Origin of the sequence: Streptomyces sp. ISL-98 (assembly GCF_018614055.1) — a bacterium.
Lineage (GTDB): Bacteria > Actinomycetota > Actinomycetes > Streptomycetales > Streptomycetaceae > Streptomyces > Streptomyces spiramyceticus.
Map to the genome: position 1 here is coordinate 20,992 of NZ_JAGGPB010000050.1, position 12,700 is coordinate 33,691.

The window sequence follows — 12,700 nt, forward strand, 5'->3', positions numbered from 1 at the left end:
CCACCGTGAACCGCCACGTCCTTGTCATCAACCGCTGGACCAACACCTTCGCCGAGTACCACCGCTACATCGACCACACCGCCGACCGGGTCTCGTATCTGACCACCGAGAGCGGCAGCGTCCCGCTGGACGCGGCGCTCGCCGAGGACATCCGGGTCCTGCCCGACCTCTTCGACACCGAGGACGCCGTCCGCGTCACCGCCGAACTGATCGACCAGTACGGCCGGTTCACGCACATCCTGGCGCTCTCCGAGTTCGACCTGGAGCTCGCGGGCGAGCTGCGCCGCCGCTTCTCGGTCCCGGGCCGTGGCCCTGAGGAGGTCGCCGCCGTCCGCGACAAGGTGGTGATGAAGGGCAAGGTCGCCGATGCCGGTCTGCGGGTGCCCGGCTTCCGGGCCACTCCCACCGCCACGGATGTCCGGGCCTTCGCCGCCGGGTCGGGCTTCCCGTTCGTACTGAAGCCGCGGGCCGGGGCCGACAGTCAGGGCGTGCATGTGGTGCGCGGCGCCGGGCAGCTGGAGGCGCTGCTGAACGGGGCCGACCTGACCGACGCGCAGTGCGAGGAGTTCATCGACGGGACGCTGTACCAGGTCGACGGGGTGATGGCCCGCGGCGAGCTGCTCGTCGTACGCAGCTGGCGGTGCGGCGGCAACTGCCTGGACTTCGCCACCGGCACCGCCTTCAGCTCCGTCGCCAATGACGACGCGGACTTCGAGCGCCGCGTCACGGTCTTCGCCGAACAGGTCTGCGAGGCGCTCGGGATCACCGACGACGTCTTCCATTTGGAGGTGTTCCGCACGGCGGACGACGACATCGTCTTCCTGGAGATCGGCGCCCGTGCGGGCGGCGGCCAGGTCCGTTTCGTCTGGGAAGAGGTGTACGGGGTCGACCTGGTCGCCGCATCCGCACAGGTCCAGCTCGGCGACGTACCGAAGATCGAGCCGATGGACCTGAACGGCCTTGTCGCCGGCTATCTGATGATGCCCGAGCCGCCGGTACGGCCCTGTGTCGTCGACAGCGTGGAGTCGCTGGTGGCACGGATTCCCGCGATGTACGCCGAGACGCTGCCGCCGCGCGGCACGGTCCTCCAGGGCCACGGCGGAGCCGTCCACACGGCGGGAACCTTCCGCTTCAGCGCGAGCGGTGCGGAGCTGGTCGAGACCGCGATCCGGCAGACCCTCGCCGCGTACCGCATCGATTGGAGTCCGCTCAGGGAGGACCACGATGTCCTCGTCTGACCTGCTGACCAAGGCCGAGGAAGTCCCCGGCCTGTGGCGCAACCGGGACTTCCGCAAGCTGTGGGGCGGCCAGACCGTCTCCCTGCTCGGCTCCCGGGTCACCGAACTCGCCCTGCCGCTCACCGCGATCGTGCTGCTCGACGCCTCCCCGGCGCAGCTCGGACTCCTCAACGCCGCACAGTATCTGCCGGTGCTCTGCGTCACCCTGCTGGCCGGGGTGATCGCGGACCGGGCCCGCCGCAGGCCGCTGCTCATCGGCGCAAATCTGGGCCGGGCCGCCGTACTGACACTCGTACCGCTGCTCGCCTGGACCCAGGGGCTCAGCATCGGCGCGCTGTGCGTCATCGCCTTCGTCACGGGCGTGCTCACCGCGCAGTTCGACGTCGCGTACCAGGCGTACCTTCCCGCCCTTGTCCCCAAGGAGCAGCTGGTCGAGGGCAACAGCAAGCTCCAGGCCAGCCGTTCGGTGGCCGAGACCGCCGGGCAGGGGCTCGGCGGAGCGTTGATCCAGTGGCTCACCGCGCCCGTCGCGATCCTGGTCGACTGTCTCGGGTATCTGGTCGCGGCCGCGGCGCTGCTGCGGATCCGCACTCCGGAGGTACGTCCGGTCAGGGCGGCGCGCACGTCGGTCCGCAAAGACGTGGCGGAGGGGCTGCGGGTGACACTGCGCAGCAGACTGCTGCGCGTGATCATGTTCCATGCCTCCTGGTACAACCTGCTGTGGGACGTGGTGCTCGTCGTCTTCCCGCTGTACGGAATCCGGGTCCTGGGCCTGGGCCCGGCCGGGCTCGGCGGCGTCGTCGCGGCGGGCAGCATCGGCGCTCTGGGCGGTTCGCTGGCCGCCGGCCGCCTCGGGGCAAGGCTCGGAGTCGGACGGGCGATGGTCTTCGGGATGGCGGTGGCCTCGGCGGCGACCCTGCTGCTGCCGCTCGCGCCGGGGCCGGGCGCCACCGGGATCGCCGTACTCGTTGCCGGCTATGTACTGAACGGCTTCGGCATCGCCGTCTTCAACATCCACTCCATTACGCTGCGCCAGGCGACCGTCCCCGGCCATCTCATCGGCCGGGTCAGCGCGACCTTCCGCTTCGTCACCTGGGCGGTGATCCCGGCGGGCGGGCTGCTCGGCGGTCTCCTGGCGACGGTCTTCGGGCCGCGCACGGCGCTGCTGGTGACGGGCGTCGGACTGGGCGTGGGCGCGGTTGTCTTCGTACTGTCGCGCACCGCCAAGCAGTCCTGATCACCGAAGTTCCCCGTCCCCGAGTCCCCGAGTTTCTGAGTCCCCCAAGTCCCCCGAGTCCCCCAAGTCCCCCGAGTCCCTGAGGAGTACGCGTGTACGTCAAGGTCTGTGGTCTGCGGAAGGCCGCCGAGGTGGAAGCGGCGGTCGCCGCCGGAGCCGACGCCATCGGTTTCGTACTGACCCCCAGCCCCCGGCAGCTGACCCCGCAAGCGGTCCGCGAACTCGCCGCCCTGGTTCCGTCCGGGACCGCGGCGACCGTCGCCGTCTTCCGCGGTGAGCCGCTGGACGAGGTGCGCCGCGCGGTGGCCCTGGCAGGCGTCGACACCGTCCAGCTGCACGGCGAGGAGAAGCCGGAGGCCTTCGCGGCCCTCCGCGCCGAGGGGCTGCGGCTGATCCGCGCCACCTCGCCCGCGACCGGCGCTCCGCTGGAGACCGGGGCGTACGGCGAGGACCTGCTCATCGTCGACTCGCCCCGGCCCGGCTCCGGCGAGCGGTGGGACCCGGCGGCGCTCGGCACCCGCCCCACCGGCTCCTGGATGCTCGCCGGCGGGCTCGCCCCGGACAATGTCGCCGACGCCGTCACCGGCCTGCGGCCCTGGGGCGTGGATGTCTCCAGCGGAGTGGAGATCAGCCGGGGCGTGAAGGACATCGGGTTGATCGAAAGGTTCATCGCTGCCGCGAAGGGAGCAGGCTCCCTGCCTCCAAAGGCGGATTGAGGCGGCCACCGGGCGGATAGCAGCATCGGACTGCCCGGTGCCCGGACACGTACGGGCGCACTGCGCACTCGCACCCGATACGTCGTGGAGGATCCATGTGGCTGCCCACATCCGAAAAGTACCGAGACTTCCTGGACCGGTACCTGCCACTCCATACCCGTTATGTCTCCGGTGAACTCACCGAAGCAGAATGGGAGTTGTGGGCGGAGGGGCAGCTGCGGCGCGTCGTCGCGCTCGCGCAGTCCGGCTCGCCCTTCTACGCCGGCCGCCTCGACGGGGTCGACCCCGCATCGCTCACCCTCGCCGCCCTCCCGGACCTCCCCTTCACCACGAAGGACGACCTCCGGGAGGCCATGCACGCCATCCTCAGCCGTGATCTCGACGAGGCGTGCTTCTTCTACGAGACAACGGGAACGACCGGGCCCGCCACGCCCTGCCCGCGCGACCAGCGCGAGGTGATCGCCTCCAACGCCCATGTCACGGAGGGCTGGCGGAACATCTTCGCCGAGCACTTCCCCGCTCGGTCCCCGCGCGTCGGCATCATGGGGCCGACCGAGGTGCACTCGCTCGGCGACACACTGGGCGACGTGGCCCGCAACCTGGGCTCCGCCGTCGCCAAGATCTGGCCGTACTCGCCGGTCATCGGCTTCCCGAAGGCGCTCCAGCTGATGCGCGACCTCGCCCTGGACGTGGTGTTCTGCACGCCCAATGTGGCGCTGTCCCTCGCCAAGGCCGCCCGCGCCCAGGGCCTCGACCCGCGCCGGGACTTCGCCGTCAAGGTCTTCCTCGTCACCGGCGAGATGTGCACCCCCGACCTGGCGAGGCAGATCGATCAGGCCTGGGGAGTACGTACCTACAACGCGCTGTACGGAGCCCAGGAGTCGCTGGTCATCGCATCCGCGTGCGCCCGTGGGCAGCTGCACCTGGCGCGGCCCAACTATGTGGCCCAGGTGGTCGATCCGGACACGGGCGAGGAGTTCGGTGCGTACGGCACCGGTGAACTCGTCATCACCATGCTGATCGACGGGATCAAGCCGCTCATTCGCTACCGCACCGGCGATCTGGTGGATCTGCGCCCCAACGACTGCGGCTGCGGCATCCAGGGCCCGGTGCTGAAGGTCGTCGGGCGGACCCGCGACCGGCTGCGGCTCGGCGGACGCTCGTTCCAGGCCTGGGAGATCGAGCAGGCCGTACTGCGGGGCATCGACGGAAGCCTCGGATACCAGGTCGTCATCGACTGCGACGAGGCCGGCGAGGACCGGGTGACGGTGCGGCTCGACCTGCCGGGCGGGCCCGGCCGGGAGCTCCGGCAGGCCCATGCGGGGCGGGTCGCGGCGGCCCTCGGGGTGCGCTGCGACGTCGAGTTCCTCGACGAGCTCGACCCGGTGACCACCACCGGCGCCTTCGTCAGCTGGAAGGCCGCCCGCATCCACGACCGGCGCACCGCCGCCGACCACGAGACCGAGGCGGCCCGCCGTCTCGCCGGAGCCCGGGGGCACCAGTCATGACCGAGAGCCTGCTGCACACACCGGCGGCCGGTACGGCCGAGGTCGACCCGACGCCGTTCCCACTGCTCTGGGAGCCCGACCGCATACCGGGATCGCCACTGCTGCGCCCCGGCACGATGCGCATCGGCACGCTCGGCCCCGGCGGCACCACATCGATGGTCGCCCTGGAGCGGCTCGGGCACCGGCTGGCACATCTGGGCGGACCGGACGTACGGCCGGTGCCCTACGACTCCTTCGAGGAGCTCCTCGCGGCGGTCGGCCGGCGCGGTGGCCCGTCGTACGCGCTCGTACCGGGCGCCGCCGAGTGCGCCACCCGCTTCTTCTGGTCGTCCGAGCTGCGTCTTGAGGCGTCCTTCTCCACACCGACACCGGAGTACGGGATCGCCTCGCGCGCGCCCCGGCTGCCCGAGGGGCGGCTGCGGCTCGCCACACTGCACGAGACGCAGCGCCTTGCCGAGCTGCTCGACCAGGCTGCGGGCGGCAGGGACCGCTACGACATCGTCTGGGTCCCCGCCGAGTCGACGATGCACGCGGCGCAGCTCGCGGCAGCGGGGCGCGCGGACGCCGCCATCACCAATGAACCGGGGCGCACGACACACCGGTTGAGGTTCCACGTGTCCAGACCTGGCGTCCCCATGGTCTGGATGATCTTCGGCCCCGCCGCCCACGCACGACCGACAGGAGCGCACCAGTGACCACCGCCCACCGACCCCGTCTGCTGCTGCACGACGTCACGGTCCAGGAGGGCAAGGGGTACGCCTCCCTGCCCGCGCGATCGGTGCTGATCGACGGGGACCGTATCGAAGCCGTACTGCCGGCCGCCGAGGCGCCGCTGGAGGGCGACTTCGTCCGCTGGGAACCGGGCGAAGGCGAAGGCGGAGGCGCTGCCACGGTCATGCCGGGCATGACCCTCGGCCACACCCACATCGCGTACGTCAACGTCACCAACGGCCGCGAGACGCTCTTCAAGTACCGCGTCCCCGAAGTCGCGCTGCACGCCGCCCGGCACGCCGCCGACCTGCTCACCTGCGGCTACACCGCCTTCGTCGGGGCCGGTTCGGTGGCCGGAATCGACATGGCGCTCAAGAACGCCATCGAGGCCGGGGTCATCCCCGGGCCCCGCATCACCCCGTGCAGCCGCGATCTGATGGTGTCGGGGCCCGAGGGCCGCCGCAGCCCCGGGCTCAAGCAGCGCATGCCGCGCGAGCTGATGCCCGTCGTGGACGAGCTGGGCGATCTGGTGACGTACACGGAGGAGGAGATCGACCAGGGCGCGGAGATCATCAAGGTCTTCTCGTCCGGCGACGACACCTTCCCCAACGCCCGCTCCGAAGAACTCCTCTTCACCCGGGAGGAGCTGGCGACGGTCGTACGCGTCGCCCATGCCCGCGGTGCGCGGGTACGGGCCCACTCGCGCGGCCTCGGCGGGATCCGAAACGCACTGGCTGCGGGGGTCGATGTCATCGATCACGCGACGTACGCCGACGACGCCGCACTCGACCAGATCGCCGAGCGCGGGATCTTCGTCGTGCCGAGCCTCTTCCAGCCCTCCCAGCTCCTCGAACTGGGCGAGAAGTTCGGCAAGGCACCCGACTATCTGGAGGCGCTCGACTTCAAGGACGAGATCGCCAACACCCTGCGCTTCCTGCCGAAGGCGGAGGAGCTGGGCCTGCGGATCGTGCCGGGCGACGACTTCGGCTTCGCCTGGACCCCGCACGGCACGTACGCCGACGAGCTGGTGATGTACGTCGAGCGGGCCGGCATCTCGCCCGCGACGGTCCTCAAGTGGGCCTGCGCGAACGGGGCCGCCCTCGCGGGGCGCGGCGACGACGCGGGCACGGTCGAGCCGGGGCGCCTGGCCGACCTGGTCGTCCTGGACCGCGACCCGGCCGCCGACCTCACGGTCCTCCAGGACCGCGCGGCGCTGCGCACGGTCCTGCTCGGCGGCCGCCACGTGGCGGGCCCGGCGGCCCCGCCCATCGCCTGACGCGCGGGGCCCGGGGACGGCTCAGGCTGCCGCCGGGGTGAGGAGGGCGGCGCGTTCGTTACGGGGGAGCGAGGCCAGCAGACGGGCTGTGTCCTCGCGTCCGCCGTGGGGGAGCAGCAGGACCCGGAGCATGTCGATCATCCGGTCGATCAGGCCACGCGCCGCCGCCAGTCCCTCCCGGTCCTCCTCCGGCGCGAACTGGTCGTGCACAAAGGCGGGGAAGCCGCTGCCCGCCATGATCATCCGGTTGAGCAGCACATTGTCGACCAGCTGCCCGTACACCCGGTCGTGGCTGTAGCGGCGGCCCGTGACCACCACCCCCGCCACCTTGTTGGCGAGCGGCCGCTCGAAGCGCAGGTGGCCCACCCCGGCCCGCTCGATGAAGGTCTGCATCACGCTGGACAGCCCGAAGCCGTGCACGGGCGCCGCGTACAGCACCCCGTCCGCCCGGATCAGCCGGTCCACCAGGGAGGCCGTGTCGTCCGGCATCCCGCACGGGACCGGGCGGATGTTGCAGTCCCCGCAGGGGCCGCAGGGGGTGATGTCGTACTCCCGGAGCGGGATCACGTCCAGGTGCACCCCGTGCTCCGCCGCCGCCTCGCCGAGCATCCGCAGCACGCGTGCGGTCAGTCCGTCCGGGCGCTCCGATCCGTTCAGCGCGGCTATCGTCGCCCAGTGGCCGGGACTGTCGCCGTTTCTGTCCATCTCTTCGTACCTCCAAGGAAGTTGTCGATGAAGCGCAGCCCGTGCTGCGTCGTGATGCTTTCGGGGTGGAACTGCACGCCCTCGACGGGCAGTTCGCGGTGGCGCAGGCCCATCACACAGCCGTCCTCGCGCGCCCGCGCGGTCACGGTGAGCCCGTCGGGGAGCGGCTCGGAGACGGCCAGCGAGTGGTACCGGGTGACCTCGGCCCCGTCCGGCAGCCCGGCGAAGACGCCCGTGGAGTCGTGATCGATCCGGCTGGTCTTGCCGTGCACGGTGCGGGCCGCCGTCTCGATGCGCCCGCCGTACGCCAGGCCGATGGCCTGATGGCCCAGGCACACGCCCAGGATGGGCACCCGGCCGGCGAAGCGGCGTACGAGCTCGACATGGCCCGAGTCGGCCGGGTGACCCGGCCCCGGGCCGAGAACCAGCGCATCGGGGCGGGCCGCGGCCAGCTCCGCCGGAGTGCGGGTGCGTGACCTGACGACCTCGGTCTCGGCGCCCTGCTGCCGCAGATAGTGGTCGATGATGTGGAGGAAGCTGTCGTACGCGTCGATGAGCAGGACCTTCATGCGGTGAGCTCCTCACCGGTCACGGCGCCGTACACCGCACTCATTTTGATCAGCGTCTCGCACCACTCGCCGTCCGCCGACGAGTCGGCGACGATCCCGGCGGAGGCCTGGAGCGCATATGTGTCGCCCTCGTGCACGGCGGTACGGATGCACAGCGCGAGCACCGCGAAGCCCCGCACATCGATCAGTCCGATCGCCCCGGCGTAGGCGCCGCGCGGTTGCCGCTCGATCTCGTCGATCAGCTCCATCGCCCGCAGTTTCGGCGCACCGGTCATGGTCCCGGCGGGGAAGACGGCACGTAGCGCGGACCAGACGTCCTCGCCCTCCGCCAGCTCTCCGCCGACCGTGGAGACCAGATGGTGCACATGGGAGAAGGCCTCGACGCTCATCATCGAATCGACCGACAGCGTGCCGGGCCGCGTCACCCTCGCCACATCGTTGCGGCACAGGTCGACGAGCATGACGTGCTCGGCGCGCTCCTTCTCGCTGGCGCGCAGTGCCTCGACGCGCCGGGCGTCCTCCGCCGGGTCCGAGGACCGGGCCGCCGTGCCCGCGATGGGCCGCATGGTGAGCCTGCCGTCCTCGATGCGGAACAGCAGCTCGGGGCTGGCGCCGATCAGGGTACGGCCCGCCCACGGCGCGAGGTACATGTACGGCGACGGATTGCGGTGCCGCAGCCGGCGGTAGGCGTCGAGGACCCCCAGCGGGGTGCGCACCTCGATGCGGTGGCCGATCTGGATCTGGTAGACGTCACCGGCCCTGATGTGCGCGAGGCACCGCTTCACCCGCTGGGCGAAGGTCTTCCGGCCCACGGTGCGGCGTACGGCGCGAGGGCGAGGCGCGGTCGGCACGGCGGTGTACCGGCGGGCGGGCAGCCCCCGTACCAGGACGTCCAGTCCGCTGCCGAGCGGGCCGCTGCCACCGAACTCCGCCGCCTCCGCCCGCAGATGGCGGGCGCCGCCGCCCGGCACGTCGTACCAGACGGTGTGCCGGAAGGCCGTCAGCGTGATCTCGGGCGCAGCGCCGGGTCTGCGCGGCGGCAGCTCCTCCATGTACCAGGCGGCCTCGTAGCCGAAGGTGGCCAGGAAGCCGAAGGCGTACGTCCCGGGGCCCACCTCGCTCTCGACCGCGAACGACGCGTCGACGGCCCGGAGCAACTCCCACACGTCCGGGTGCTGGGCCGCCACCGCCTCCAGGTGCCGCATCAGCTCCGGCAGCCCGTCGAAGGAGACCCGCCCGTCCCGCACGGTGATCCGTGCCAGCACGTCCGCGCCGACGACCGCGGCGCGGCAGTCCTGGTCCGGTCCGGCGAGGCTCTCGAAGAGGAACACCTGGTCGGAGCCGAGGCGTTCGCGCAGATCCGCGTAGAGCGCGAGCGGTTCGTGCGGCGGCAGTTCGTCACGTGCCACGCGCACCCGCATCAGCGTGGCGGCCGGCGCCGGGGCCGGAGCCGGGGCAGTCACGGTCATCGTCGGTGGTCCTTCTTCCGGTACGGATCGGTAGGTCGCCGCACCTCGACCGGCGGCGTACCGCAAGCCAATCAACGACGCCCGTACCCGGCCCAGACCACCAACCGGTGTGACTGCCGGACCACTTAGGGGGTGTCCCCCTACTCCTGGCCGGTGAGCAGCCGGTGCGCCGCCACCAGGGCGTCCCTGCAGGTGTCCGCGTCCACGCCGGGGACCGAGCAGGCCAGCAGCAGCACCCGCCGGGTCTCCGCCGTGACGGCCTGGTGCACGCCGTCGCGGTGGGCGAAGAGGGAGAGGACACGCCGGTCGTCGGCGAGGACGGGGCGTCCCGCTTCCAGGGCCACAGGACCGTCCGCGCCCAGGGCAGTGAACTCCTCCTCCCCTGCGGCCAGTTCGAGCCGTACGTCCCCTTCCAGCTTGTCCCGGTCGAAGACGCCGAGCGCCACCAGAGAGCTGACCGCCACGGCGTTCACCGCGTCGACCGCCGGGTTGATCCGGGGCCAGGCGCCCAGCGGCTTGCCGCGCAGTCCCCGGTCGACCAGGGCCTGGACGGAAGGAGGCTGCTTGTCGGGGTGGGCGCCCAGCATCCGGGAGAGATCGCGGTAGGCGGCGGTGTGCGGGGCGTTCCTGACCTCGCTGCGACTGGCCCGGTGCCATACGGCGTGCGCCTCGCTCCACAGCCGCTCGGTGGAGACGGCCAGCGACGCCGTATCGGCGGTGATGTCGGCCGCCAGAGTCAGTACTTCGACACCCGGCATCAGGTCACGGGCGGCGGGCGACACCGTGATGCGGCGGAAGGTGGTGCCGAGGGGAGTCGTGGTCACTGGGTGCCTCCGGAGAAGGTGAGCCGGTCGGTGGTCCGCAGGTCGAGATCCTCCGCGGAGACGACCCGGTCGGTGTCGACAAGGATGTTGTAGTGGTTGGGCGCGTGGCTCTCGTCGAATCCGGCCACCACTCCGATCAGGCCGTCCGGTCCGTGCACCCGGTCGCCGCGTTCGATCACCGCGCCCACCGGGAACTCGGCGAAGCCGAGGAAGCCGACCCGGTCGACCCGGTCGCCGGGAGTGGCGGGACGGTCGGTGGTCGTCACCAGTTCGTGCACGTCGCCGGCGCGCACACAGCGCGACTGCCACGGGGAGAGCGTCATGCCACGGTCGGTCCTGCGGTGGAAGAGCAGCTTCACCATCCGGGCCGTCACGGGTTCCTTCGCGGCCATCCGCATCCGGCTCTCCTTGGTGCGCCCGACGGCGTACGCCTCCTCGACCAGGTCCACGATGTGCGGACCCCGGTCCGGCTCGTCCCTGCCACCGCGTACTGTCTCGAAGAAGTCGGCCATGATGCCCGCGTACTCGTGGTCGAGGGACGACTTGAACGCTGTGTAGCCGTCGAGCATGTCGGCGTGCAGCACACGCCCGTCCTTGAGATGGACGGTGATGTCCTTCCGCTCCCCGGTCTCCAGCGCCCAGTCGAGGTCCACACCGACCGGAATGCCGTCGGCGGTGGCCAGCTCCAGGGTGGCGCAGAATTCGACTCCCGCCCGTACGTCCCCGATCGTCGCGTCCAGCAGCGTCAGCGGCCCGAGTACGGTCTCCAGGGCGTCCAGCGCGTTGGGTCCGTTGTCGATGATGCAGCCACCGCCGCAGCGGTCGATGTCGAGATACCAGCGGTCGCTGCCCGTGTGCTCCTCGATGCGCTCCTGATAGCGGCTGGTGACGCGCTCGATCCCGGCCGGGTCGGGCAGTTCGGCGGCCAGCCGCCGCACGTGGGAGTTGTAGCGGCGGTGGAACGCGGTGAAGAGGGTCGCGCCGTACTCCTCGGCGAGCGCCGTCAGTTCGCGGGCGTCGCTGGACGCGACCGTGAGCGGCTTCTCGCAGCAGACATGGATGCCGGCCCGCAGGACGTCGGCGACGACCGGCGCGTGCGCATGGTTGGGCAGGGTGACCACCACGCCGTCCACCAGGCCCGATGCGAGCAGCTCGCGGTGGTCGGTGAAGGTGGCGACGCCGGGGGCGAAGCCGTCGAGCTTGGCGGTGTCGAGGTCGCAGACCGCCGTCAGGGTCAGGGAGGGGTCGTCGTCGACGGCCCGGTAGAAGAATGGCGCGATCACACCCAGACCGATCATTCCGATACGCATGGGTCGCACGGTGCTCATGCCGCCACCTCCAGGACACGCTCGGTCAGCTCGACGGGGGCCTCGGTGGACAGCTGCTCGGCCAGCCTCACGAGGCCTTCGGCGACCGGGTCGGGCAGTTCGACTCCGTGCAGGACGGAGCGCTCGTAGCGGGCGGCCTCCGGCGCACCCGGGTAGGTGACGCCGTTCGCGTACGCCGCGACGGGGGAGTTGGCCACCGTGTCGAGCAGAGTGCGGTTCTCGGCGGCGATGTGCGGGGCCGAGCCGAAGGCGGCCGGGTCGATCACGATCGCCGTGTGGCCCACGTTGTCGTCGCCCGCCGGCTCGCCGTTGAGCACCCCCGGGCGCGGCCCGTACGACGCCCCTGACAGCGGCCCGCACAGCAGGTCGACCAGCAGCGCCAGCCCGAAGCCCTTCGCCCCACCTGTGGCGGCGGGGCCGCCCAGCCAGGCGACGTCCGCCTCCTCGTCCATGAACGCGCCGGGATCGGTTGTCGGGGTGCCGTCGTGGCGTACCAGCCATTCCTCGGGCACCGGACGGCCCTCCTTGTGGGCTGCCTTGATCTTGCCGGTGGCGACCACCGTGGTGCTCATGTCCAGTACGAAGGGCGCACCGTGCGTGACGGGGACCGCCGCGCTGAGTGGGTTCGTACCCAGCATCCTGACGGTGCCGCCGAGTGGCGGTGCGACGCCTTGCGCCCCGCAGTTGGTCATGGCGATACCGATCAGCCCGGCGGCCGCGGCCCGCTGCGTGTAGTACCCGGCGCTGCCGAAGTGGGTGCTGTTGCGCACGGCGACCATGCCGATGCCGGTCTGGCGGGCCTTGTCCATGGCGATGTCCATGGCCCGGTCCATGGTGACCAGGCCGAGTCCGCGGTCGCCGTCGAGGAGGGCGGTCGCGGCGGTCTCCCGGACGATGCGGGGCTCTGCGGAGGCGGAGATACGGCCGTCGAGGAGGCGTGGCGCGTAGATGTTCACCAGCCCGTTCGTGCCGTGTGTGGTGAAGCCGTTCGCGTCGGCATAGGTGATGACATCGGCTGCCGTACGGGCGGAGTCCCCGTCGAGTCCGCACTCCAGGAGTATCTGCTGGACGAACTCGGTGAGGTCGGTGAGCGGAACGGTGACAGTCATGGTCGGTCCT

Annotated in this window: 12 protein-coding genes; 6 read left to right on the forward strand and 6 right to left on the reverse strand. The window is 71.4% G+C overall.

Features of this window, described 5'->3' with window-relative positions:
• Positions 1–5 precede the first annotated feature (5 nt).
• From J7I98_RS30265 to J7I98_RS30290, 6 genes are all read left to right on the forward strand, one after another.
• Entirely contained in the window at positions 6–1,238 is a 1,233-nt protein-coding gene (locus tag J7I98_RS30265) for an ATP-grasp domain-containing protein (protein WP_214928226.1), read from the forward strand.
• Positions 1,225–2,475 (forward strand): MFS transporter, encoded by a 1,251-nt coding sequence (locus J7I98_RS30270; protein WP_214928227.1) that lies wholly within the window; start codon positions 1,225–1,227, stop codon positions 2,473–2,475. Before J7I98_RS30265 ends, J7I98_RS30270 begins: the two co-directional genes overlap by 14 nt.
• 92 nt (positions 2,476–2,567) lie before the next feature.
• Entirely contained in the window at positions 2,568–3,191 is a 624-nt protein-coding gene (locus tag J7I98_RS30275) for a phosphoribosylanthranilate isomerase (RefSeq protein ID WP_214928228.1), read from the forward strand.
• A 95-nt stretch (positions 3,192–3,286) separates the two neighbouring features.
• On the forward strand, positions 3,287–4,699 hold the full coding sequence (locus J7I98_RS30280; protein ID WP_214928229.1) for a phenylacetate--CoA ligase family protein: 1,413 nt from the start codon (positions 3,287–3,289) through the stop codon (positions 4,697–4,699).
• Positions 4,696–5,394 carry a hypothetical protein gene (locus tag J7I98_RS30285; RefSeq protein WP_214928230.1) on the forward strand — a complete coding sequence of 233 codons (699 nt, stop codon included), beginning with the start codon at positions 4,696–4,698 and terminating at the stop codon, positions 5,392–5,394. The genes J7I98_RS30280 and J7I98_RS30285 overlap by 4 nt, the downstream gene beginning before the upstream one ends.
• Positions 5,391–6,686: an amidohydrolase family protein gene (locus J7I98_RS30290; protein ID WP_214928231.1), complete on the forward strand. Its 1,296-nt coding sequence runs from the start codon at positions 5,391–5,393 to the stop codon at positions 6,684–6,686. Before J7I98_RS30285 ends, J7I98_RS30290 begins: the two co-directional genes overlap by 4 nt.
• Positions 6,687–6,707: 21 nt before the next feature.
• Here J7I98_RS30290 and J7I98_RS30295 read toward each other — a convergent pair whose 3' ends face one another.
• The 6 genes from J7I98_RS30295 to J7I98_RS30320 form a co-directional block, all read right to left on the reverse strand.
• Positions 6,708–7,391 (reverse strand): flavodoxin family protein, encoded by a 684-nt coding sequence (locus J7I98_RS30295; RefSeq protein WP_214928232.1) that lies wholly within the window; start codon positions 7,389–7,391, stop codon positions 6,708–6,710.
• A complete protein-coding gene (locus J7I98_RS30300; protein WP_214928233.1) occupies positions 7,349–7,960 on the reverse strand; it encodes an aminodeoxychorismate/anthranilate synthase component II in 612 nt (203 codons plus the stop codon). Before J7I98_RS30300 ends, J7I98_RS30295 begins: the two co-directional genes overlap by 43 nt.
• Positions 7,957–9,429, reverse strand: coding sequence for an anthranilate synthase component I family protein (locus J7I98_RS30305; protein ID WP_214928234.1), 1,473 nt, complete (start codon positions 9,427–9,429; stop codon positions 7,957–7,959). Before J7I98_RS30305 ends, J7I98_RS30300 begins: the two co-directional genes overlap by 4 nt.
• A 140-nt stretch (positions 9,430–9,569) precedes the next feature.
• Complete coding sequence (locus J7I98_RS30310) at positions 9,570–10,253, reverse strand: phenylalanine--tRNA ligase beta subunit-related protein (RefSeq protein WP_214928235.1); 684 nt, start codon at positions 10,251–10,253, stop codon at positions 9,570–9,572.
• On the reverse strand, positions 10,250–11,581 hold the full coding sequence (locus J7I98_RS30315) for a Gfo/Idh/MocA family protein (RefSeq protein WP_251021433.1): 1,332 nt from the start codon (positions 11,579–11,581) through the stop codon (positions 10,250–10,252). Before J7I98_RS30315 ends, J7I98_RS30310 begins: the two co-directional genes overlap by 4 nt.
• Positions 11,578–12,690, reverse strand: coding sequence for an Ldh family oxidoreductase (locus J7I98_RS30320; protein ID WP_214928236.1), 1,113 nt, complete (start codon positions 12,688–12,690; stop codon positions 11,578–11,580). The genes J7I98_RS30315 and J7I98_RS30320 overlap by 4 nt, the downstream gene beginning before the upstream one ends.
• Positions 12,691–12,700 lie beyond the last annotated feature (10 nt).

Coding starts and splice junctions, on each gene's coding strand:
- J7I98_RS30280 (WP_214928229.1), top strand. CDS start 3,287: ATGTGGCTGCCCACATCCGAAAAGTACCGAGACTTCCTGGACCGGTAC.
- J7I98_RS30270 (WP_214928227.1), top strand. CDS start 1,225: ATGTCCTCGTCTGACCTGCTGACCAAGGCCGAGGAAGTCCCCGGCCTG.
- J7I98_RS30285 (WP_214928230.1), top strand. CDS start 4,696: ATGACCGAGAGCCTGCTGCACACACCGGCGGCCGGTACGGCCGAGGTC.
- J7I98_RS30305 (WP_214928234.1), bottom strand. CDS start 9,429: ATGACCGTGACTGCCCCGGCTCCGGCCCCGGCGCCGGCCGCCACGCTG.
- J7I98_RS30320 (WP_214928236.1), bottom strand. CDS start 12,690: ATGACTGTCACCGTTCCGCTCACCGACCTCACCGAGTTCGTCCAGCAG.
- J7I98_RS30315 (WP_251021433.1), bottom strand. CDS start 11,581: ATGAGCACCGTGCGACCCATGCGTATCGGAATGATCGGTCTGGGTGTG.
- J7I98_RS30300 (WP_214928233.1), bottom strand. CDS start 7,960: ATGAAGGTCCTGCTCATCGACGCGTACGACAGCTTCCTCCACATCATC.
- J7I98_RS30295 (WP_214928232.1), bottom strand. CDS start 7,391: ATGGACAGAAACGGCGACAGTCCCGGCCACTGGGCGACGATAGCCGCG.